The 21,008-nt window shown below is 40.7% G+C and carries 24 protein-coding genes; 16 read left to right on the top strand and 8 right to left on the bottom strand.

From position 1 onward, the window contains the following. The first annotated feature begins 299 nt into the window (after positions 1-299). From pdhA to lpdA, 4 genes are all read left to right on the top strand, one after another. A complete protein-coding gene (gene pdhA / locus M1D84_RS11805; RefSeq protein ID WP_024424754.1) occupies positions 300-1,415 on the top strand; it encodes a pyruvate dehydrogenase (acetyl-transferring) E1 component subunit alpha in 1,116 nt (371 codons plus the stop codon). Positions 1,416-1,418: 3 nt separating this feature from the next. Then, entirely contained in the window at positions 1,419-2,396 is a 978-nt protein-coding gene (pdhB, locus tag M1D84_RS11800) for a pyruvate dehydrogenase complex E1 component subunit beta (RefSeq protein ID WP_012009824.1), read from the top strand. A gap of 107 nt (positions 2,397-2,503) precedes the next feature. Further along, on the top strand, positions 2,504-3,844 hold the full coding sequence (locus tag M1D84_RS11795) for a dihydrolipoamide acetyltransferase family protein (protein WP_024426891.1): 1,341 nt from the start codon (positions 2,504-2,506) through the stop codon (positions 3,842-3,844). A gap of 4 nt (positions 3,845-3,848) precedes the next feature. After that, the gene (gene lpdA, locus M1D84_RS11790; RefSeq protein ID WP_024426892.1) at positions 3,849-5,261 is read left to right on the top strand and encodes a dihydrolipoyl dehydrogenase; all 1,413 of its coding nucleotides are present in this window, start codon (positions 3,849-3,851) and stop codon (positions 5,259-5,261) included. Positions 5,262-5,387: 126 nt separating this feature from the next. Here lpdA and M1D84_RS11785 read toward each other — a convergent pair whose 3' ends face one another. After that, positions 5,388-5,768, bottom strand: a complete 381-nt coding sequence (locus M1D84_RS11785; RefSeq protein ID WP_223250976.1) for a hypothetical protein — start codon at positions 5,766-5,768, stop codon at positions 5,388-5,390. A 316-nt stretch (positions 5,769-6,084) separates the two neighbouring features. Here M1D84_RS11785 and M1D84_RS11780 point away from each other — a divergent pair, with 316 nt between their 5' ends. Then, on the top strand, positions 6,085-6,204 hold the full coding sequence (locus M1D84_RS11780) for a GapA-binding peptide SR1P (protein ID WP_003212464.1): 120 nt from the start codon (positions 6,085-6,087) through the stop codon (positions 6,202-6,204). A gap of 43 nt (positions 6,205-6,247) precedes the next feature. Here M1D84_RS11780 and M1D84_RS11775 read toward each other — a convergent pair whose 3' ends face one another. Further along, positions 6,248-7,720 (bottom strand): aminotransferase class I/II-fold pyridoxal phosphate-dependent enzyme, encoded by a 1,473-nt coding sequence (locus M1D84_RS11775; protein ID WP_120207552.1) that lies wholly within the window; start codon positions 7,718-7,720, stop codon positions 6,248-6,250. A gap of 190 nt (positions 7,721-7,910) precedes the next feature. On the opposite strand from M1D84_RS11775, the gene M1D84_RS11770 reads away from it, so the two are divergent. Further along, the gene (locus tag M1D84_RS11770; RefSeq protein ID WP_024424759.1) at positions 7,911-8,180 is read left to right on the top strand and encodes a UPF0223 family protein; all 270 of its coding nucleotides are present in this window, start codon (positions 7,911-7,913) and stop codon (positions 8,178-8,180) included. A 227-nt stretch (positions 8,181-8,407) separates the two neighbouring features. Here the strand turns inward: M1D84_RS11770 and M1D84_RS11765 are convergent, their stop codons facing one another. Beyond that, positions 8,408-9,043, bottom strand: coding sequence for a DUF1054 domain-containing protein (locus M1D84_RS11765; RefSeq protein ID WP_103132175.1), 636 nt, complete (start codon positions 9,041-9,043; stop codon positions 8,408-8,410). Positions 9,044-9,320: 277 nt separating this feature from the next. On the opposite strand from M1D84_RS11765, the gene M1D84_RS11760 reads away from it, so the two are divergent. The 6 genes from M1D84_RS11760 to M1D84_RS11735 all read left to right on the top strand — a co-directional run bounded on the left by M1D84_RS11760 (position 9,321) and on the right by M1D84_RS11735 (position 13,550). Further along, positions 9,321-9,509, top strand: a complete 189-nt coding sequence (locus tag M1D84_RS11760) for a hypothetical protein (RefSeq protein WP_024424761.1) — start codon at positions 9,321-9,323, stop codon at positions 9,507-9,509. 133 nt (positions 9,510-9,642) lie between these two features. Further along, a complete protein-coding gene (locus tag M1D84_RS11755) occupies positions 9,643-10,449 on the top strand; it encodes an inositol monophosphatase family protein (protein WP_024426895.1) in 807 nt (268 codons plus the stop codon). A 111-nt stretch (positions 10,450-10,560) separates the two neighbouring features. Beyond that, positions 10,561-12,486, top strand: coding sequence for a hypothetical protein (locus tag M1D84_RS11750; RefSeq protein ID WP_216100329.1), 1,926 nt, complete (start codon positions 10,561-10,563; stop codon positions 12,484-12,486). Next, positions 12,476-12,739, top strand: a complete 264-nt coding sequence (locus tag M1D84_RS11745) for a hypothetical protein (protein ID WP_283860055.1) — start codon at positions 12,476-12,478, stop codon at positions 12,737-12,739. Before M1D84_RS11750 ends, M1D84_RS11745 begins: the two co-directional genes overlap by 11 nt. Continuing rightward, positions 12,739-13,257, top strand: coding sequence for a sigma-70 family RNA polymerase sigma factor (locus M1D84_RS11740; protein WP_187470532.1), 519 nt, complete (start codon positions 12,739-12,741; stop codon positions 13,255-13,257). The genes M1D84_RS11745 and M1D84_RS11740 overlap by 1 nt, the downstream gene beginning before the upstream one ends. Continuing rightward, complete coding sequence (locus M1D84_RS11735) at positions 13,254-13,550, top strand: anti-sigma factor family protein (protein ID WP_044334015.1); 297 nt, start codon at positions 13,254-13,256, stop codon at positions 13,548-13,550. Before M1D84_RS11740 ends, M1D84_RS11735 begins: the two co-directional genes overlap by 4 nt. A 41-nt stretch (positions 13,551-13,591) precedes the next feature. On the opposite strand, the gene M1D84_RS11730 is transcribed toward M1D84_RS11735, so the two are convergent. Together M1D84_RS11730 and M1D84_RS11725 are read right to left on the bottom strand one after the other, a co-directional pair. Beyond that, entirely contained in the window at positions 13,592-14,227 is a 636-nt protein-coding gene (locus tag M1D84_RS11730) for a hypothetical protein (RefSeq protein WP_024424766.1), read from the bottom strand. Positions 14,228-14,502: 275 nt separating this feature from the next. After that, positions 14,503-14,682 (bottom strand): DUF5325 family protein, encoded by a 180-nt coding sequence (locus M1D84_RS11725; protein WP_024424767.1) that lies wholly within the window; start codon positions 14,680-14,682, stop codon positions 14,503-14,505. Between the two features lie 113 nt (positions 14,683-14,795). Here M1D84_RS11725 and typA point away from each other — a divergent pair, with 113 nt between their 5' ends. Then, the gene (typA, locus tag M1D84_RS11720) at positions 14,796-16,634 is read left to right on the top strand and encodes a translational GTPase TypA (RefSeq protein ID WP_041084955.1); all 1,839 of its coding nucleotides are present in this window, start codon (positions 14,796-14,798) and stop codon (positions 16,632-16,634) included. A gap of 96 nt (positions 16,635-16,730) precedes the next feature. Continuing rightward, the gene (locus M1D84_RS11715) at positions 16,731-17,012 is read left to right on the top strand and encodes a YlaH-like family protein (RefSeq protein ID WP_044334035.1); all 282 of its coding nucleotides are present in this window, start codon (positions 16,731-16,733) and stop codon (positions 17,010-17,012) included. Positions 17,013-17,042: 30 nt separating this feature from the next. Here the strand turns inward: M1D84_RS11715 and M1D84_RS11710 are convergent, their stop codons facing one another. Both M1D84_RS11710 and M1D84_RS11705 read right to left on the bottom strand, forming a co-directional pair. Continuing rightward, the gene (locus M1D84_RS11710; RefSeq protein WP_024424769.1) at positions 17,043-17,273 is read right to left on the bottom strand and encodes a YlaI family protein; all 231 of its coding nucleotides are present in this window, start codon (positions 17,271-17,273) and stop codon (positions 17,043-17,045) included. Between the two features lie 102 nt (positions 17,274-17,375). Further along, the gene (locus M1D84_RS11705) at positions 17,376-17,993 is read right to left on the bottom strand and encodes a YhcN/YlaJ family sporulation lipoprotein (RefSeq protein WP_133743858.1); all 618 of its coding nucleotides are present in this window, start codon (positions 17,991-17,993) and stop codon (positions 17,376-17,378) included. A 140-nt stretch (positions 17,994-18,133) separates the two neighbouring features. On the opposite strand from M1D84_RS11705, the gene M1D84_RS11700 reads away from it, so the two are divergent. Then, a complete protein-coding gene (locus M1D84_RS11700; RefSeq protein ID WP_213404948.1) occupies positions 18,134-19,456 on the top strand; it encodes a PhoH family protein in 1,323 nt (440 codons plus the stop codon). 15 nt (positions 19,457-19,471) lie between these two features. On the opposite strand, the gene M1D84_RS11695 is transcribed toward M1D84_RS11700, so the two are convergent. Next, positions 19,472-19,954, bottom strand: a complete 483-nt coding sequence (locus tag M1D84_RS11695) for a hypothetical protein (RefSeq protein WP_087977216.1) — start codon at positions 19,952-19,954, stop codon at positions 19,472-19,474. A gap of 120 nt (positions 19,955-20,074) precedes the next feature. On the opposite strand from M1D84_RS11695, the gene glsA reads away from it, so the two are divergent. After that, positions 20,075-21,004: a glutaminase A gene (gene glsA, locus M1D84_RS11690; protein WP_044334025.1), complete on the top strand. Its 930-nt coding sequence runs from the start codon at positions 20,075-20,077 to the stop codon at positions 21,002-21,004. The last annotated feature ends 4 nt before the right edge of the window (positions 21,005-21,008 follow it).

The following is a 21,008-nucleotide window of genomic DNA, read 5'->3' as shown; positions in this document are numbered from 1 at the left end:
TTCACCATAAAAAGTAAAGCGAATACATTTATTTAAATAAAGCCGTTAAATCAATTGACGGACTATTTTTCTTGTTGTAAACTATTCCTTGTTAACAGAAGTTGTATTAGTTTTTTGTGAACTATCGTTAATACAGTTAGAAGGACTCAAAAACGAGTGGTCAACCAATGTTTCGACAACGATCTTAGTGGCTATTATATACAGGAGTCATATGAGTATTTTGGGTTATCCTATATCTGTATGTATAAATGGATTCACGACAAATGGACTGTTAAAAGAAAGGAAGAGGTGACTTTAGAATGGCTGCAAAAACAAAAAAAGCAATTGTTGATAGCAAAAAGCAATTTGATGCCATCAAAAAGCAGTTTGAAACGTTTCAAATTTTAAACGAAAAAGGCGAAGTCGTAAACGAAGCGGCAATGCCGGATCTTTCAGATGACCAATTAAAAGAATTAATGCGCCGTATGGTGTTTACACGAGTATTAGATCAACGTTCAATTTCATTGAACCGTCAAGGACGTCTTGGCTTCTACGCGCCAACAGCTGGACAAGAGGCTTCTCAGCTTGCAACTCACTTTGCACTTGAGAAAGAAGATTTCATTCTTCCAGGATATCGTGACGTACCACAATTAATCTGGCATGGTCTTCCGCTAACAAAAGCATTCTTGTTCTCTCGCGGACACTTTGTTGGTAACCAAATGCCTGAAGATGTGAATGCACTTTCACCGCAAATCATTATCGGTGCTCAAATCATTCAAGCTGCTGGTGTAGCTCTTGGTTTGAAAAAGCGCGGTAAAAAAGCTGTTGCAATCACTTACACTGGTGACGGTGGAGCTTCACAAGGTGATTTCTACGAAGGTATTAACTTTGCAGGGGCTTACAAAGCGCCAGCGATTTTTGTTGTCCAAAACAACAGATATGCGATCTCTACACCTGTTGAAAAGCAGTCTGCTGCACAAACTATTGCGCAAAAAGCAGCTGCAGCTGGTATCGTAGGCGTACAAGTTGACGGTATGGATGCATTAGCTGTTTATGCAGCAACTGCTGAAGCTCGTGAGCGCGCTGTAAATGGTGAAGGTCCAACATTAATCGAAACTCTTACATTCCGTTACGGCCCACATACAATGGCTGGTGACGATCCAACAAGATATCGTACAAAAGAAGATGAAAACGAGTGGGAGCAAAAAGATCCATTGGTACGCTACCGCAAATTCTTGGAAAACAAAGGCCTATGGTCTGAAGAAGAAGAGAATAAAGTGATTGAAGATGCAAAAGAACAAATCAAACAAGCGATCAAAGAAGCTGACGAACAGCCTAAGCAAAAAGTCACTGACTTGATTGAAAACATGTACGATGTAAAACCATTCAACTTAGTTGAACAGCTTGAAATTTACAAACAGAAGGAGTCGAAGTAAGCCATGGCGCAAATGACAATGATTCAAGCGATCACTGATGCGTTACGCACAGAACTGAAAAATGACGAAAACGTTCTCGTTTTCGGAGAAGACGTTGGTAAAAACGGCGGCGTATTCCGTGCGACTGAAGGATTGCAAAAAGAGTTTGGTGAGGATCGTGTATTCGATACTCCACTTGCTGAATCTGGTATTGGCGGTCTTGCTATTGGCCTTGGACTACAAGAATTCCGCCCGGTAATGGAAATTCAATTCTTCGGATTCGTTTACGAAGTATTAGATTCTGTTTCTGGACAAATGGCTCGTATGCGTTACCGTTCTGGCGGACGCTGGCATTCTCCAGTGACAATCCGTTCTCCATTCGGCGGGGGAGTTCACACACCTGAGCTTCACGCTGACAGCTTAGAAGGTCTTATCGCACAACAGCCTGGTATCAAGGTTGTTATTCCTTCAACACCTTACGATGCAAAAGGACTTTTAATTTCTGCAATTCGTGACAACGATCCTGTAGTGTTCCTTGAGCATATGAAACTTTATCGTTCTTTCCGTCAGGAAGTTCCTGAAGAAGAGTACACAATTGAAATCGGTAAAGCTGACGTGAAACGTGAAGGTTCTGACCTTTCAATCATCACTTACGGTGCAATGGTTCACGAATCACTAAAAGCTGCTGAAGAGCTAGAAAAAGAAGGCGTTTCTGCTGAAGTGATCGACCTTCGCACAGTAAGCCCGCTTGATATTGAAACAATCATCGCTTCTGTTGAAAAAACAGGCCGTGCGATCGTTGTTCAAGAAGCACAAAAACAAGCTGGTATTGCTGCAAACGTAGTAGCTGAAATCAATGACAGAGCGATCCTTAGCTTGGAAGCACCAGTACTTCGTGTAGCTGCACCTGATACTGTATTTGCTTTCTCTCAAGCTGAGAGCGTATGGCTTCCAAACCATAAAGATGTACTTGAAACAGCGAAGAAAGTTCTTGAATTTTAATTAAATGACAGAGGGGAAAAGAATTTATTTCTCTTCCCCTTTATCAATTACATGACCGTGTAAATATACACAACAAGGGTTCAACAAAATCTAGGAGGCGAAAAACAGTGGCATTTGAATTTAAACTTCCGGACATCGGAGAAGGTATCCACGAAGGTGAGATCGTTAAGTGGTTTGTTAAACCAAACGACGAAATCAATGAAGATGACGTTTTAGCAGAGGTACAAAATGATAAAGCAGTTGTAGAAATTCCTTCACCTGTTAAAGGAAAAGTATTAGAATTAAAAGTTGAAGAGGGAACAGTTGCAACTGTAGGACAAACAATCATTACGTTTGATGCACCTGGTTACGAAAATCTTCAATTTAAAGGCAGCGAAGAAGAAGGCGAAGCAAAAACTGAAGCTCAAGTACAAGGTACTGCTGAAGCTGGTAACGAGCCAGAGAAGAAAGAAGTAGCACAAGAAGAAGCGGCAGCAGCAACTGGTGCAGGCGCACAAGAGCAAGTAGACGCTGATCCAAACAAACGCGTAATCGCTATGCCATCTGTACGTAAATATGCTCGCGAAAAAGGCGTTGAAATTTACAAAGTTGCAGGTTCTGGTAAAAACGGCCGTGTGTTAAAAGAAGATATCGACAGCTTCGTTAATGGTGGTTCTGCAGCTCAAGAGGCAGCACCTCAAGCAGCTGAAAGTGCGAAAGAAGAAGCAGCTCCAAAAGCGGCAGCAGCTCCAGTTCTTGAAGGAGAATTCCCAGAAACTCGCGAGAAAATGAGCGGAATCCGCAAAGCAATCGCAAAAGCAATGGTGAACTCTAAGCATACAGCTCCTCACGTAACATTAATGGATGAAGTTGATGTAACAAACCTTGTTGCACATCGTAAACAATTCAAACAAGTTGCAGCTGATCAAGGAATCAAGTTAACTTACTTGCCTTACGTTGTAAAAGCTCTAACTTCTGCTTTGAAAAAGTACCCAGTACTTAACACTTCTATCGATGATAAAACAGATGAAGTTGTTCAAAAGCATTACTACAACATCGGAATTGCAGCTGACACTGAAAAAGGCTTGCTAGTTCCAGTTGTAAAAAATGCAGATCGCAAAGCGATTTTCGAAGTTTCTAACGAAATCAATGAGCTTGCAACAAAAGCACGTGATGGTAAATTGGCTCCAGCTGAAATGAAAGGTGCATCTTGCACAATCACAAACATCGGTTCTGCTGGTGGACAATGGTTTACTCCAGTCATCAACCACCCAGAAGTAGCGATCCTTGGTATTGGCCGTATCGCTGAAAAAGCGGTTGTTCGTGATGGCGAAATCGTTGCAGCTCCAGTCTTAGCTCTTTCCCTAAGCTTTGACCACCGTATGATTGACGGAGCTACTGCGCAAAATGCCCTTAACCACATCAAGCGTTTATTGAATGATCCACAATTAATTTTAATGGAGGCGTAATGTCATGGTAGTAGGAGATTTCCCAATCGAAACAGATACTCTTGTCATCGGTGCAGGTCCTGGTGGATATGTAGCTGCTATTCGTGCTGCACAGCTTGGACAAAAAGTAACAATCGTTGAAAAAGGAACACTTGGCGGTGTATGTCTAAACGTTGGCTGTATCCCTTCAAAAGCATTAATCAATGCTGGCCATCGTTTTGAAAATGCTAAGCATTCTGAAGACATGGGTATCAAAGCTGAAAACGTAACAGTTGATTTCACAAAAGTTCAAGAGTGGAAAGCTTCTGTTGTTAATAAGTTAACAGGTGGAGTTCAAGGTCTTCTTAAAGGAAATAAAGTAGACATCGTCAAAGGTGAAGCTTATTTCGTAGACAGCAACTCTGTACGTGTAATGGATGATAATTCAGCACAGACTTACACGTTCAAAAATGCAATTCTTGCAACTGGATCTCGTCCAATTGAATTGCCTACTTTTAAATACACAGACCGCGTGATCAACTCAACTGGTGCTTTAGCGCTTAAAGAAGTACCTAAAAAGTTAGTTGTCATCGGTGGTGGATACATCGGTACTGAGCTTGGTACTGCTTATGCAAACTTTGGAACAGAAGTTGTGATCCTTGAAGGTGGAGACGAAATCCTTCCAGGTTTCGAAAAGCAAATGAGCTCATTGGTTAAACGTAACCTGAAGAAAAAAGGAAACGTTGAAATCCATACAAACGCTCTTGCAAAAGGCGTTGAAGAAAAATCTGATGGTGTCACTGTTACGTTCGAAGTAAAAGGCGAAGAAAAAACAGTTGATGCTGATTACGTACTTGTGACTGTTGGTCGTCGTCCAAACACTGATGAGCTTGGTCTTGAGCAAGTTGGTGTTGAATTGACTGACCGCGGAGTTGTCAAAACAGACAAACAATGCCGTACAAGCGTATCTAACATCTATGCAATTGGTGACATCGTTGATGGACCACCACTTGCTCACAAAGCTTCTTACGAAGGTAAAATTGCAGCTGAAGCAATCGCTGGAGAGCCAGCTGAAATTGATTACCTTGGTATTCCTGCTGTTGTATTCTCTGAGCCAGAACTTGCAACTGTTGGATACACTGAAGCAGAAGCAAAAGCAGAAGGAATCGAAATCGTTGCAGCGAAATTCCCATTCGCAGCGAACGGACGTGCACTTTCTCTTGATGCAACTGATGGCTTCATGAAAATGATCACTCGTAAAGAGGATGGTCTAGTTATCGGTGCTCAAATCGCAGGTGTTGGCGCTTCTGATATGATTTCAGAGCTTAGCCTTGCAATCGAAGCTGGAGTGACTGCTGAAGATATCGCTATGACAATTCACGCTCACCCAACATTAGGTGAAATTACAATGGAAACGGCTGAAGTAGCAATCGGAAGCCCAATCCACATCGTAAAATAATGAAACCTATGAAACCCTCTCCTTGATGGAGAGGGTTTTTTTGGCGCCCTGAACACCATATGAAAAACCCCTCATGAGGTGAGGGGTTTTTTCATATGGATATATATAAGTGCAAGGTAAATATCATTAGTTTGTATTGACGCGGTCTAAAGCATGACATAAAGGCGATAAGATCTCTTGTTTACTGCGGACATTTCCTTCCACCTTCACGATCACTTTTTCATCATTGACAAGTAAAATAGCCGGTAATTCGTCCACTTCATTTTTCCAGCCTTTACGATCTTCTTTTACAATCATTTTTGACATTTCCTTAGGGTATTCATTTTTTAAATCGAGGACTGCATCATAATATGGGCTTTCTTTATCAAGGTTTTCTGCATCAGTAAAAAAGAGAATTCTCGGTTTTTGAATATGACGGACTTGGTCGGTCTGATTCGGTATGATATACGCAAATGAGCATGAACTAAGTACAAAGAGCATGGGGAATATAATGAGAAGTGTCCTCATAAAATTCAATCTATTCACCTCAAAATCATTTGGGGTTGTCCCAACATTTTTAGGAGCTTGTTCCCTGTTAGTCACTCTAGTGTATCATGTCCCTTTTGACAATTTTCGATTGTTACTCAATTGTTACAGAATTGATATGAAGCAAAATACAATTGAAACGTTCCCTCAATATGATAAGAAAAAAGCACATATTTATAAAAAATGATTAAATGTGTCATACAATTAACCGTTGACAACTTAAATGTGACATCATATTATAGAAATAAGAAATAGATCAAACGCTTTCAAACTATGAATGAAGAAAAGGGGAATGTACGTGGGTACAATTATTTGTCAAGATTGCAATGAAACCATTGATCAATTTGAAAATGAAAAAGTGACAACGCTATACGGAACATGCGGTCACTGTCATTGCTGTGATGAAGCCTCTGAATAAATAAAAAAGCATGCAGCTCCATTTGGGGCTGCATGTTTCTTTTTTATAAAATTGGTTTTTGTTCCTTAATCACACGGATCATTTCAAGCGTTGAATCTTCAGGTCCTTGGACAGGGAGACCAATTTCAATATTTTTAAAGATATACGATATATTTTCTTCTGTGATAATTTCACCTGGTATAAAAATCGGAATACCTGGCGGATACACCATCACAAACTCTGCGATAATGCGGCCGACTGCTTCCTTAAATGGAACGACTTCCGTTGTAGCGTAAAAGGCGTCACGCGGCGTCATAGCAAGCGATGGGATCTCAGGCAGCAGCACTTCCGTTACTGCTTGTTTGCCGCTCTCACGAGTAGAGGCTGCGGCAATTTCCTGCATCGCCGTCACGAGCGTATCAATTGTCTCATCTGAATCGCCAGGGGTAACGATACATAAAATGTTGTAAAGGTCAGAGAGCTCTACTTCAATTCGATAGCTTTCTCTCAGCCATTTTTCGACATCATGTCCGTTTAACCCAAGGTCTTTAATGGAGATAATTAATTTCGTTGGGTCATAATCGTAAGTGGAAGCTGAACCGAGTACTTCCTTGCCAATGCAGGTAATGCCTTCAATTTGATTCAAGCGGTCTCTCGCTGATTCAGCTAAACGAATGGCTTCTTGAGCTAGTGCCTTTCCTTCAGTGGCTAATCGTTTTCGAGCGACATCAAGTGACGCTAAGAGCAAATAAGAAGTGGACGTTGTCGTCAGCATACTCAAAATCGATTGCACTCGGTCTTTTGAAACAAGCCCTTCCTTCATATTTAAAATAGAGCTCTGCGTAAGAGAGCCGCCGAGTTTATGGACACTTGTTGCTGCCATGTCGGCACCTGCCTGCATCGCAGAGAGGGGAAGCTCATCGTGAAAATGTATATGCACACCGTGTGCTTCATCGACAAGGACAGGCACATCAAATGAATGGGCAATGTCTACGATTGATTTTAAGTCAGCTGAAATACCAAAATACGTTGGATTAATGACAAGCAAACCTTTCGCATCTGGATGCTCAGTGAGCGCCTTTTTGGCTGATTCAGGTGTAATACCGTGAGAGATGCCAAGTTCTTTGTCTATTTCTGGGTGAATAAAAACAGGAACTGCGCCAGAAAATACAATCGCGGACATAATTGATTTATGGACATTACGCGGAACGATAATTTTATCTCCAGGCCCGCATACCGTCATCACCATTGTCATGATAGCGCCGCTTGTGCCTTGAATGGAGAAAAACGTATGATCAGCACCGAAGGCTTCAGCAGCAAGCTCCTGTGCTTCTTTTATCATCCCTCGAGGAGAATGTAAATCATCGAGAGGTTCTATATTAATGAGGTCAATGCTTAATGCATTGTCGCCAATGAATGCTCTAAATTCAGGATCCATTCCGGCTCCTTTTTTATGGCCTGGAATGTGAAATTGGACTGGATTGGTTGCTGCGTGTTTTTTTAGTCCAGTATATAAGGGTGTATCATGTTGTGACAATTGCTTTCCCACCTTCATCGAAATACCTGCTATTATTGTGCCAATTACAGCAGATTTCATTGCATAAAACAAAAGAATTATATTATGAACTGATCGGAATGTAAAGCATAAAATCAATCGGTTTCTGATCAAACAGATGCTATAATAAAAGTTCAAATGAGAAATGAGTGTTAAAGTGAGGGACAAGTAAATGGAATATCAATATCCAATGGATGTCGACTGGACGACAGAGGAAAAAATTGCAGTCATTTCATTTTTTCAGGCTGTTGAAAAAGCCTATGAAAAAGGAATTGCGAAGCAGGAGTTATTAGATGCTTATAAACGATTTAAAGAGGTTGTGCCATCAAAAGCAGAGGAAAAAACGCATTGTGCAGCATTTGAAAAGGGAAGCGGGTATTCCCCTTATCGTGCAGTGAAAACCGCAAGAGAGGCAGAAGAGACTGCTATTATACGTATGTAAAAAACGAGCCTATAAAGGCTCGTTTCAGCGTGCAGACAAACCCTCGCATTCGGTGTCAGGCCTGCGTGCCGGTGCTCACGAATGTCAAATTCGCTCCGCGCGGGTACTCGTCCTTCCTAGACTTCAAAGGTTTTCTATCACGCTGAAAAAGAAGACAAAGGGCTAAAATCAAAATCATTTTAGCCCTTTGTCAACAATTTGAATCGAGCCTATAAAGGCTCGTTTTTTTATACAGATTCTTTCTGTGTGAAGCGGTATAGATACGTCAGCGTGCGGAAGGCATTTTCGATTTTCGATAGGAATTCTTCATTATTCATTTGAACGACTTCCTCTCTAGGCAGCTGAATACCGCACAGAAGCTCGGCTTTCTTCACTGTTTGAACACGTTCAAAAAGCGTTTTCAGCTGTTCGGAATCTAGTTCGCTGTGACGCATGACATCTGGTTTCATATGATCTTTAGACCAAACAAAATCTTGCGGTATTTTCTGCTGGATGGTGTCTAGCTCTTTTTCAAATAGCTGGCCGTACTCACCCTTAACTGGAGATTCATAAATGAGCGCAAACCAGACAAAGACATGTGTTTTCCAAAGCCCAATTTGAAAATGAGGGAGCTTTTTATATCCGCGCTTACTGTTTGCAAAAGCAACCCATGTATCATTTGGCGGGTTGACAGATCTTCTAGCATGCTTTGCGACGTGTACAAACATTTCGTCTCCTGTAATAGAAGAAAGAAGTGGTGCAAAATGTTCGCCAAGTGCCTCAAGCTTTGGACGGACTCTTTCTTTTAATACAGTCATTCGTTCATCTAAACCATCAACTGTGAATGTTTCAAAATCTTCATCTCTAAAACGTATTTCACTCATGTTATGCCTCCTGTATCTTTTCGCTGATCATATTTTATCATAGCTTGGGTCAAGCTCAAAAAAAGATGCACCGGCAGATAAAAGGGCGTGGTGCAGCGTTTAAAACCTTTCAATTTGTGGTACATCATTAATAGGTAAAGACACAATTTTCAGAATGTCGTTGCGGTTATGCGATCGCTTCATACGATATAAGCAAGAACCATTTCTCTTATCGATTGAATTTTTATCAATGAAAACTGACAAGGAATGAATCATTCTCTGGAAGGGGCGTTGACCAATGAAGCAAATCGTGAAGCAGGGCTATAGACAGGAGAAGAAAAATCGCATCGCTGTGTGGAGATTAGAGGTTGATTATGAGCTTTCTACGCTTCATGAAGCCATCGAACAAAAAGATGACATCCAAATCGAACGCAGCAAACGAAAGCTTGAGCGCCTAAGAAAAGAATGGGAGCAGCTTCAAGGGTAAAACAGCGTGAGGTAAAAACGAACCAATTCATCGGTTCGTTTTTGTATGAAGCTGCTTTTTTCTTGCTTTTACGTACATAATATCAGTATGCTATTACAAATAGGTCCTACATAGAAAAGAGGTTTACAATCTGATGACAAACTGGGTGGAAATTGACCGTCTTGCAAAGCTCTGGGTAAAAGAAGCAGGAAGCCGTATTAAAGCGTCCATGCAGGAAGGTCTATCAATTGAAACAAAATCAAATCCAAATGATCTAGTCACGAATATCGATAAAGAAACAGAACGTTTTTTTATTGAAAAAATACAGTCGACATTTTCAGATCATCACATTTTAGGAGAAGAGGGACAAGGGGAAGAGGTCACCTCACTCGATGGAATTGTGTGGATCATTGATCCGATCGATGGCACAATGAACTTTGTCCATCAAAAACGAAACTTTGCCATTTCAATCGGGATATTTGAAAATGGTGTGGGGAAAATCGGTCTTATTTATGACGTCATTCATGACGAGCTCTACCATGCCATTAAAGGAGAAGGAGCCTATATGAACGATATCCTGCTCCCGCCATTAAAAGATGTGGAGATTGAAAAAGCCATTGTGGGTATTAATCCGACATGGGCGATTGAAAGCCCTTATTTTGACGCCAAACCATTTGCCCGTCTTGTGCGTGACGTGAGAGGGACACGAACGATTGGATCAGCTGCCCTTGAGCTTGCTTATATTGCAAGCGGCAGAAGTGACGCATATGTCACCTTAAGGCTTGCGCCGTGGGATTATGCAGCGGGCTGCGTACTGCTTGATGAAGTAGGGGCCGTTTACTCAAATATTCACGGAGAACGTCTTACGTTCCTAGACAAAAACAGTATAGTGGCTGGAAATCGATCCATTTGTGAAAAAATCTTGCATGATTACATAAAAGGAAGCGGAAATAAAAAATAAACGACATCACTTCATGAGAATGAAGTGATTTTTTGTTTTTCCTGAAACTTTTTGGTAAGGCGGATGTCTATACGAATGAGGCCTTAATTTCAAGTAAAGGATTGTGTATCAATGTTTGATTTGTTTAGTGATTTATCGCTCCATTTTGAAAGGTATTTTATTTTAAATGAGTACAGTATCCACATCATTCAATGGTGTGTACTTGGACTATTTGTCCTGTTCGTAACACTCCCCATATGGAAAGAAAAGAGGAGTAGTTATGTATTTTATGCTGGAATCGTATTAAGAGTTGTTCTGCTTGGCGGGATGACAGTTGAAATGATCCACCAAGTTCTGTCTAGACAGTATACGATCGAAACATTTGAAGTGCTGACAGATTTCATGCAATTTCTCATTTATGGGTATGTCTTGCTTGCATCACTGTACTATGTGATTACTCTTCCTTATTTAAAAAATAAAGGTATGTTCTTTGTTTTTGATTTATCTGTATTACTTCTGCCTTTATGTCAAACAGTGTTTATTGTGTTTGCTGAAAGCAAAAAGTTCTTTCTTAGCGGTGATACGGGGCTAGTATGGAGAGATATGATCACCATTTTGGTTATGGCTTGCTTTGCCGCTTTGCTGCTGCACCTTTTCTTTCGCTTGTTTTGGCACCGAAAGTGGAAGGAATTGCTTTTCTTCTATGGCTTAATTTTCGCAGCCTTGCTTTATATATTTTATCCTTCTATCTCGAAGCATGAGCTCCAATCTTCATTTAAATCGATAGTCATTTTAGCGGCAGCAGCAGGAAGCTTTATGACGATTGATTTGTTATCTGCTTTACTACGGGACAAGCTGAGATTAAGGAAGTGGGGCGTTGGTTGTATAACTGTCTTTTTTCTGCTGTTACTCAACCCGGTTGTCAATATTCCTCATACCATGTTCCAATTTACCAAAACGGAACTGGTAGATACTTTTTCAGAAGAATATCGCCCTTTATCAGCAGCAAGTGCAAAAGCATTCGCTTCAAAGTTTGTACCGGAGAATCAATCGCTGTATTTAAATACTAGTCATCAGCCTATCCCTTACCATTACGTGTTTGCAGATGATCAGTATGAAGTGAATATTTCTCCGTTTACAGGTGAATTAAGCGGATATTCTTATCGAGGTCGTGTAGAGGGAAAGGAGATGACCGATAAAGAATATAGGAAAAAAACCATTGAATTTTTCGAAAGAAGCGGGCGGTCAATAGATCTCAATCGCATTCAATTGACTGTACAAAAAGAGGACGGAGAAACGGACGTTCTTCTTCTGCCAAAAATGTCTCAGAATGAAGAGGACAGTTTAGCGTCTGCCACCTGGAAAAAAGGGACGCTTCGACAAGCGCGATACGTAAACGCCATCTTTCAATTAAAGGATATAGACGGCATCCGTTTAACAGAAACGGAGATAAAAAACAGGATCAACAGTATTTATAAACATTTAAATTTAAAGCCGCCAGCTTATCAAATCACAGGCATTGATGAATTTTATTTTAATTGGCAGCATGAAGTGAGGGTCACAACTAAAGATCAATCGGAGTTTCTGTTTAATGGCTCAACAAAAGAAGTTATCAGCTTTAAGCTGTCAAAAACGATTCTTCAACAGAAAAAAGGGAACGTCAGCGATGAAGATTTGTTAAAAATCATAGGGAAAACGCCAAAAGACGTAAGGAAAGAAACAGGTACTAGTGAAAGCAAACAATATACGTTTAACCGTTTCTCTCATGTCGCCAATCTGTTTAAAGGGGATGATGGAATTGAGTTGAGAGTACAATCAGATTCTTCAATCCCGCACGCAGTATCTAATCAAGATCGGGAGGACGTCTATCAGCAAGTACTTAAAAGGTATAAACCATATACGATTTATAAAAAACAAATAAAACCTGTGAAGATGATCGACAAAGAAGGGAACATCGACATTTCATGGCTTGTCATCATCCAAACCTTCGGATCAAATGAGCATAAAATCTATGAAGTGAATGGACGAACAAAAGAGGTGCATCGTTTTGACAGATAAAGAAAAACAAGCCATCTTTCAAGACTTATATGAACTGTATCAAGAAGGGGATCTGGGAGCCGAGGCAGCGAGCTGGATGAAGGCACACGAGCAGCAATTTCAGCATGTGGACACGGGTAAAAAGCAGTCTTCAGCGCCGATGGAAAGTCAGAATGACTATGACGAGTTAAAACGTATGAAAGGGTTTATTTACTCATTATATTTCTTTTTTATCGTTTTATCGATTTGGATGACTGTGTGGTTTTATTTTTGATGTCCAGACCAGCAGAGCAAATTGAAAAAATCTATGAAGAATATTTTCAGGAAATCACCAAATATTTATATCGCCGGACGGGAAATATGGAAACGGCCAAGGACCTTGCGCAGGACGTATTTATGAAGGCACTTCATGGGTTGTCCTCCTTTAAGGGACATTCAAGTATAAAAACATGGCTTTATACCATTGCGTATCACACATTTGTGAATGATTATCGCCGAAAAGTAAAATGGACTTTTACGAACGTAGAGGAAATGGATTTCTTAGAGCAGCAGTCGTTCACGACACCAGAAGATCACATTGAAAAACAAGCTGACATCGAAAGGCTGTGGCATCATATTTATCAGCTGAAGGATTCCTACCGGGAGGTCCTTATTTTAAGAGATATTCAAGAATTGTCATATGAAGAAGTAGCAGAAATTTTGAATTGGACTTTATCTAAAGTCAAAACAACCCTTCATCGAGCCAGATTAGAGCTGAAGCGAAAGCTACATTGTGAGGAGTTCAATAAATGAGCTGTTATTTGATTGAAGAATTGTTACCACTTTATATAGAGGGGGACACAAGTGCAGAAACAAATAAAATTGTTGCAGAGCACTTACAATCCTGCGAGAGCTGCCAACACCTTTATCACGAAATGAAAGAGCCAATAACCTTTATACAAACTCCTGATCTCATGCCATATATAGATGAAAAGGAAGAAAGAAGAAAATTTGAAAAGCGCTACTATGGCAAGCTGTTATATCGAGCAAGTATCGCGTTTTGTATAGGATATGTCGTGATGATCATTCTTTATTGGCTGAAATAAAAAACCCCCATCTGGATAAACCAGGTGGGGGTTTTTCTAGCTTAGCTTAATTTTTCTTTCGCAATTTGAACTGCATCATAGAACGTTTTCAATTGCTCTTGAGGAATTTTCTTAAGCATTTGGTTGAAAACAAGTAATTCAGTAGAGCTGAATCCAAGACCTTTTGCGATTTTTGAATCAATTACAACGTTTCCTTTTTTGTCTAGAACAAGGGCATCACCAGCAAGATCAGCAATTCTGATCACTGATTTGAAAAGCTTTTCGAATTTAGCCGCTTCTTCTTTTGTAAGACCAAGTTCAACAGCTTTTGCTGCATCAAAAACCAATTTCCCTTTTTCGTTTTTAGTGATGCTTTCACTGAAAACGATTGTAAGAACAGCTGCGCGATCTAAGAATTTCTCAGCAGTCGCCGCTTCTTCTTCAGTTAGTCCGAGCTCAACAGCTTTTTTCACATCAAATGTGTAGTTGTTGTCTTCCTCAACAAATGAATTGATGAGAATGTTGATGACACGCTCGTTTTTCTCCAATAATTCTTTAATGATTTGCTGCTGTTCAAAAGGAATTCCTTTGAAAGTTGCAGCGCTTGCTTGCCCAGGAGCTACTGTTGTGAAAGTAAGAATGATAGCTAAAGCGAAAAATACAACAGAGCTGAGCGATTTGCTCAAAAACTTCTTCATGCTTCTTTTCTCTCCCTTTTCTGTTAAATTTTGTTGCAAGAAAAGCATACCATGAGAAACTTTGTGGAAGAATAGGAAAATTGTAACTTTATGTTTGGTTTTGGAGAACTATAAAAGTTCTTGTCGAAAAATGGAGGGGTTCAGATTGCTTACTTTTGTCAACTCTTCAAGATACGTTCCGTCTGATGAATGAAGCTTTCATAGGTGATTTGTCTTGTTTTTACTCAAAATAAAAAGCCTTCTACATATAGAATGTAAAAGGCTTTTAACTAATTTTATGATTGCACGTTTAATTTTCTTTTTAATGTAAATCCTGTACCCATGAAAATCATGGCGAACACGATACTTAAACATATGCCCAGTATGTTTTTTTCAGCAAGAGATACCCCAATAAACGCCATACTGACAACTGCAAGTAATGCACATAATAATAGAAGCCATTTGATTTGTTTCATATGTCCCCATCCCTTTTTTTAGAGTTAATATAAGTTTACAGAAAAACGATCGGCATTTAAAGGGGATTGTGATATAATATGAAAGTTATCTAATTATTTTAGGAGATGAAAATGTGAAACTTCGAAAAGACCTTCGCAACATCGCAATTATTGCCCACGTTGACCATGGTAAAACGACGCTTGTTGACCAATTGCTCCATCAAGCTGGTACTTTCCGTGCGAATGAAAATATCGCTGAGAGAGCCATGGATTCAAATGATTTAGAGCGAGAGCGCGGTATTACGATTTTAGCTAAAAATACTGCGATCCATTATAAAGATACACGCATTAATATTTTAGATACACCCGGACACGCCGATTTCGGTGGTGAAGTTGAGCGTATCATGAAAATGGTAGATGGTGTACTCCTTGTTGTGGATGCTTATGAAGGCTGTATGCCTCAAACACGCTTTGTGCTGAAAAAAGCACTTGAGCAAAACTTAACACCAATCGTTGTCGTCAATAAAATTGACCGCGACTTTGCTCGTCCGGCTGAAGTAGTCGATGAAGTGATTGACTTGTTCATTGAATTGGATGCAACAGAAGAACAGCTTGAGTTCCCAGTTGTCTATGCATCAGCAATCAATGGTACAGCAAGTAACGATGCGAGCAAGCAAGATGAAAACATGGAATCTTTGTTTGAAGCCATTGTGAACCATATTCCTTGCCCAGTTGATAACCATGAAGAGCCGCTTCAATTCCAAGTGGCACTACTTGATTACAATGATTATGTCGGCAGAATTGGAATTGGCCGTGTATTCAGAGGAACAATGCAAGTAGGACAGCAGGTAGCCTTGATGAAAGTCGACGGCACTGTGAAACAATTCCGTGTGACAAAGATCTTTGGTTTCCAAGGGTTAAAACGAGTGGAAATCAACGAAGCGAAAGCGGGAGATCTTGTCGCTGTATCTGGAATGGAAGACATCAACGTAGGTGAAACGGTTTGTCCGGTAGAACACCAAGAAGCACTTCCAATCCTTCGTATTGATGAGCCGACACTTCAAATGACGTTTGTTGTAAACAACAGCCCATTTGCAGGCCGTGAAGGAAAATACGTGACATCACGTAAAATCGAAGAGCGTTTAGAGCAGCAGCTTCAAACAGACGTCAGTCTTCGTGTAGATCCAACTGATTCACCTGATGCTTGGGTTGTTTCTGGACGCGGAGAGCTTCACTTATCCATTCTCATTGAGAATATGAGACGTGAAGGTTTTGAATTACAAGTATCGAAGCCAGAAGTTATTGTAAAAGAAGTTGATGGTGTTCGATGTGAGCCTGTAGAGCGCGTTCAAATTGATGTACCAGAAGAGCATACTGGCTCTGTTATGGAATCAATGGGTGCAAGAAAAGGTGAAATGATTGACATGATCAATAATGGTAACGGTCAAGTTCGCCTGATCTTTACAGTGCCATCACGTGGTTTAATTGGATATACAACTGAATTTCTTTCATTAACTCGTGGTTTTGGTATTTTGAACCATACGTTTGACAGCTACCAGCCAATGCAGTCTGGTCAAGTCGGCGGACGCCGTCAAGGTGTACTTGTTTCAATGGAAACAGGTAAAGCGACTGCTTACGGAATCCAAGGTGTTGAAGAGCGCGGTGTGATCTTCGTTGAGCCAGGTACTGAAGTATACCAAGGGATGATCGTTGGGGAGCATAACCGTGAGAACGACCTTGTTGTAAACGTAAGCCGTATGAAACAACAAACAAACGTACGTTCAGCGACGAAAGATCAAACAGTTAGCATGAAAAAACCTCGCATTATGTCACTTGAGGAATCTCTTGAGTACTTGAATGAAGACGAATACTGTGAGGTTACACCTGAATCCATTCGTCTTAGAAAGAAAATTTTAGACAAAAACGAACGTGAGAAAGCAGCGAAGAAGAAAAAGCTAGCAGGATTATCTTAATTCCATGAAGAATTAAAAAGATAGAACCCTGAAAGATAAGGGGAGGGAATCTTTTTGAATGATCAGGAAGTAAGTGAAAATCTATCCTTTTTCGCGATGCTGTTTCGTGTCGATGAAAATCCGCAAACAGGGATGTGGCTCCTATATGGCACCATCCTTGTTTTAGCGATTATTGTTTTTAAGCTCGGCTTTGCAAGACGTTTACCGATTTTAAAAGCGCTCGTGATTTATTTGTTTTTGATTTTTGGCTGCACGTTTCTCACATTTCTAGGTATCTTCCTGCCAGTAGCGGAAGGACTGGTTGTGGCAGCTGCCATTTTGATTATTTATAAAATACGGCTGCATCGTGCGAAAAAAGAAGGAACAGTCAATACGTAAAAAAAGACCTGAACATGTGTCAGGTCTTTTTTATGTCTTTTGTTCTTTCTTTCCTTTTTTCTTCTTTTTCTCTTTCGTCGCAGGATCCTGATAAAGAGAGAATCTGCCAGTTTTGATGCGAGCTTCAGTCTTTATTTTAATGCGTTCTTGGCAGTCATCGCACATATATGTATGAATAGGCCGGTTTCTTAACCGTTTAGCAACAAGTGTATCATCATCAATGGTTTCAAGCTTTTCACATAATGAGCACTTCACTCTCATCATTTTCACCTCACTTTATTGCATTTATTATAGCATGTTTTCCAGCTACTTAAAATCAGCGTAGAAAAAGGCTTATATCACAGGAGATATAAGCCGTTCTCATTAGTTCTTCTGATTCATATGATGGTTTGATTGGTCGTTTTGATTTTTTTCTAACTGCTTTTGATCCTGTTCTTTGAGCTGATTATTCGGATCATTTGTCGGATCCTTTTCGTTACGGTCGATCTCATTTCTCGGCATCTCTGGCATCACGCGGCCGACAATGGCAGCCAGTTCATCCATAATACCGCTTACCGGACGGCCTGCTTGGATTTCTTTGCCCATTTCTTTTAATCGGCTGACTGTATCCGGATCAGCAACCACAACAGCATTTGCGCCTTCCGGGTCATTTCTCAGCGCTTTTGCAACTGAATATTTAATGGTTTCTACTTTGCTTCTATCTAAATCATCTTTTACATCAATACCAACAACAGCATAACGGCCGATGACGATTGCCGTTGCATCATTGACATCTGCTACGTGCTCTGTCACATTGACAAGATGCTGCGCAACATCTGTGGATGGGCGGGCTTGATTGGTCTCTTTCTTGGATGAGTCAGACACCCTTACTAAGTGCTGGCGTCCATCTTGCTTGTCCAGCGCTTCTGGCTTTTCCTGCTGCTGGCAAGCGCCTAACAGAATGATCGATTGAATCATGAATAATGTTAAAAATAGTCGCATCTAAATTCCCTCCTTCACAAACTGCATGATTTATTTTATTGTTGAATTAACCTTCTAACTTTATTCATGAAAACATATATTTTAACAATCGTTTTGGGAAAGACAAGGATGAATGAAACCCCGATCAGGAGGCGAAGGACCTGAGTAAAATTTATGTATTAGACACAAATGTGTTATTACAGGATCCGAATTCAATCTTTTCATTTGAAGACAACGAGGTCGTCATTCCGGCCGTTGTGTTAGAAGAAGTAGACTCGAAAAAGAGATACATGGACGAGGTTGGGCAAAACGCCCGGCGTGTCTCACGTTTAATCGACGGTTTGAGATCGAAAGGGAAACTGCATGAAAAAATTACGCTAGAGTCAAAAGGGACGCTGCGAATTGAGCTGAATCACCGCTCTTTCCATGAGCTTCAAGAAATTTTTATTGAAAAAACAAATGATAATCGAATTTTGGCTGTCGCGAAAAATTTGAGCTTAGAGGAAGAAACAAAGCCTCACGGACGGCCTGTTATTTTGGTCAGCAAGGATGTCTTAGTCAGGGTAAAGGCAGATGCTATAGGTCTCCAAGCAGAGGACTTCTTAAGTGACCGTGTGCTGCAAAACGAAGACATTGATAACGGCTATCATGAGCTCTATATTCCGACGGAGCAATTGAATACATTTTATAAGCAAAGTCAATTGCTGGTAAAAGAAGTCACAAGTGCACCATTAAACCCTCATCAATTTGTCATTATGAAGGGGAATGAAGGCGGCTCTGCTTTAGGAATGCTTGATCAAAAAGCAGAGCATGTGAAACGGCTTATTTATGATCAAGAGCATGTTTGGGGAATCCGTCCGAAAAATGTTCAGCAGACGATGGCCCTAGAGCTGCTATTGCGACGTGATATTCCGCTTGTGACATTGATCGGAAAAGCGGGTACTGGTAAAACACTCCTTGCACTTGCTGCCGGATTAATGCAGACAGAGGATCTCGGCATGTTTAAAAAACTGATCGTAGCCCGTTCCATTGTCCCTGTTGGCAAGGATTTAGGCTACTTGCCAGGTGAAAAGGAAGAGAAACTCAGACCATGGATGCAGCCGATTTATGACAACCTGGAATTTTTATTTAATACAAAAAAACCTGGTGAACTTGATGCGATTTTGGCGGGAATTGGTTCTATTCAAGTGGAAGCTTTAACGTATATCCGTGGAAGAAGTATTCCTGATCAATTTATCATCATTGATGAGGCGCAGAATTTAACGAAACACGAGGTAAAAACATTATTAACGCGCGTCGGAGAGGGAAGTAAAATCGTGCTGATGGGGGACCCGGAGCAGATTGATCATCCTTATTTAGACAGCTTAAATAATGGGCTTACGTATGTCATTGAGCGGTTCAAAGGTCAGCAAATATCTGGACATGTCAAGCTTGTCAAAGGAGAAAGATCTGGACTTGCACAGCTTGCAGCTGATTTGCTGTAGTCCAGACCCTCTGTCTTATGTAATGATGAGCTCTTTGACACCTTTTATCGGCTGAGTGAGGTTGGACTGATCTGCGAAATAAACGTGGATTGGTCCTTCTTCTGTCATCGGCTTCCCATTTTGGCTGAAGTGTGCAATGCTTTCCATTGCCTGAGAAAGCGGAACAGCAACTGTCTCTGTTTCTGTGACAAATTCGCATGTGTCTGCATGTTCAAGCGGTTCTGCATTTTTCAGCATATCACCCAGCTTCATTCCGAAGCTGCCTGTGATGAGTCTTTCCTTTTCGTACTTCTTCTCTGTTTTTAAAGTGGGTGGAAGTGTTTGTCCTTCTCTGATCACCCGCTCTTGGTCAAGCTCCTGATCCAGCTGACTTTCTTCATTTGCCGTGCTTTTTTCAAAAAATGAATCCATTAAAAATTTGCGGTCATCAAAAATCCATACACTTGGATCAATGGTGATCTTGTATTTTACGTTCCCCTTAATTTGAATGATGCTCATGTTCAAGACAACCCCTTTCCAACATAAATTATAGAAGTTTTCGTCTGCTTTGTCACTTTCATAAACATGCTTTTCCTTGTACACACTAATCGTACATGAAAGATAGGGAGGATGTTGGGCATGGCATGTCGTGACAATGAAGAGCTTCAGCGATTTGTAGAAGAAGCAAAAAAAGTGGCCAAAGATGGCAAAGTAGCATCCTATATTCCCGCTCTCGCCAAAGCGGATCAGACGGATTTATCTGTGGCTGTGTACCATGTGAGTAATACTTGCCACTCGGCAGGAGATGTAGATAAACGCTTTACCCTGCAAAGTATTTCTAAAGTATTAGCTCTTGCGCTCGTGCTTTCAGAAGAAGGGCCAAAAAAAGTCTTTCAATTTGTTGGACAAGAGCCTACAGGTGACCCATTTAATTCAATGATAAAGCTGGAAACAGCAAGTCCGAATAAGCCGCTGAATCCAATGATTAATGCAGGAGCGCTTGCAGTCACAAGCTTAATAAGAGGAGCCACTCCGCAAGATCAGCTGAACCGCCTGCTTGGCTTTATTAGAGAGCTCGCAAATGATAAAAGCATTACATACTGCAAAGAGACAGCCGCATCCGAATTTGAGACATCGATGATTAACCGGGCTATGTGCTATTATATGAAGCAATATCATATTATTAGAGGGAACGTAGAAGAGGTCATGGACGTGTATACGAAACAATGCGCCATCATGATGAACAGCTTAGATTTGGCGAAAATTGCTTGTGTTTTTTCATTAGATGGCAGACATCCAGAGACGGGCAAGCAAATTCTTTCAAAAGATGTCGCTAGAATTTGTAAAACCTTTATGGTGACGTGCGGCATGTATAATGCAAGCGGGGAATTTGCCATTAATATCGGCATACCTGCTAAAAGCGGTGTTTCAGGCGGAATTATGGGAGCGGCACCATATGATTTTGGAATCGGAATTTTCGGTCCTGCCCTGGATGAAAAAGGGAATAGTATTGCTGGGATTAAGCTGCTTGAGCTCATGAGTGAAAAATATGAGATGAGTATCTTTTAATGAG

It is taken from the genome of Bacillus sp. PK5-006 (assembly GCF_054161415.1).
The sequence above is the reverse complement of the archived record's forward strand: the minus strand, read 5'-3'. Positions and strand labels throughout refer to the sequence as shown.

What these genes read in the sequence shown, in the direction of transcription:
- pdhA (WP_024424754.1), top strand. Translation starts at nt 300, where the DNA reads ATGGCTGCAAAAACAAAAAAAGCAATTGTTGATAGCAAAAAGCAATTT.
- pdhB (WP_012009824.1), top strand. Translation starts at nt 1,419, where the DNA reads ATGGCGCAAATGACAATGATTCAAGCGATCACTGATGCGTTACGCACA.
- lpdA (WP_024426892.1), top strand. Translation starts at nt 3,849, where the DNA reads ATGGTAGTAGGAGATTTCCCAATCGAAACAGATACTCTTGTCATCGGT.
- M1D84_RS11785 (WP_223250976.1), bottom strand. Translation starts at nt 5,768, where the DNA reads ATGAGGACACTTCTCATTATATTCCCCATGCTCTTTGTACTTAGTTCA.
- M1D84_RS11770 (WP_024424759.1), top strand. Translation starts at nt 7,911, where the DNA reads ATGGAATATCAATATCCAATGGATGTCGACTGGACGACAGAGGAAAAA.
- M1D84_RS11765 (WP_103132175.1), bottom strand. Translation starts at nt 9,043, where the DNA reads ATGAGTGAAATACGTTTTAGAGATGAAGATTTTGAAACATTCACAGTT.
- M1D84_RS11760 (WP_024424761.1), top strand. Translation starts at nt 9,321, where the DNA reads ATGAAGCAAATCGTGAAGCAGGGCTATAGACAGGAGAAGAAAAATCGC.
- M1D84_RS11755 (WP_024426895.1), top strand. Translation starts at nt 9,643, where the DNA reads ATGACAAACTGGGTGGAAATTGACCGTCTTGCAAAGCTCTGGGTAAAA.
- M1D84_RS11750 (WP_216100329.1), top strand. Translation starts at nt 10,561, where the DNA reads ATGTTTGATTTGTTTAGTGATTTATCGCTCCATTTTGAAAGGTATTTT.
- M1D84_RS11740 (WP_187470532.1), top strand. Translation starts at nt 12,739, where the DNA reads ATGTCCAGACCAGCAGAGCAAATTGAAAAAATCTATGAAGAATATTTT.
- M1D84_RS11735 (WP_044334015.1), top strand. Translation starts at nt 13,254, where the DNA reads ATGAGCTGTTATTTGATTGAAGAATTGTTACCACTTTATATAGAGGGG.
- M1D84_RS11730 (WP_024424766.1), bottom strand. Translation starts at nt 14,227, where the DNA reads ATGAAGAAGTTTTTGAGCAAATCGCTCAGCTCTGTTGTATTTTTCGCT.
- M1D84_RS11725 (WP_024424767.1), bottom strand. Translation starts at nt 14,682, where the DNA reads ATGAAACAAATCAAATGGCTTCTATTATTATGTGCATTACTTGCAGTT.
- M1D84_RS11715 (WP_044334035.1), top strand. Translation starts at nt 16,731, where the DNA reads ATGCTGTTTCGTGTCGATGAAAATCCGCAAACAGGGATGTGGCTCCTA.
- M1D84_RS11710 (WP_024424769.1), bottom strand. Translation starts at nt 17,273, where the DNA reads ATGAGAGTGAAGTGCTCATTATGTGAAAAGCTTGAAACCATTGATGAT.
- M1D84_RS11705 (WP_133743858.1), bottom strand. Translation starts at nt 17,993, where the DNA reads ATGCGACTATTTTTAACATTATTCATGATTCAATCGATCATTCTGTTA.
- M1D84_RS11695 (WP_087977216.1), bottom strand. Translation starts at nt 19,954, where the DNA reads ATGAGCATCATTCAAATTAAGGGGAACGTAAAATACAAGATCACCATT.
- glsA (WP_044334025.1), top strand. Translation starts at nt 20,075, where the DNA reads ATGGCATGTCGTGACAATGAAGAGCTTCAGCGATTTGTAGAAGAAGCA.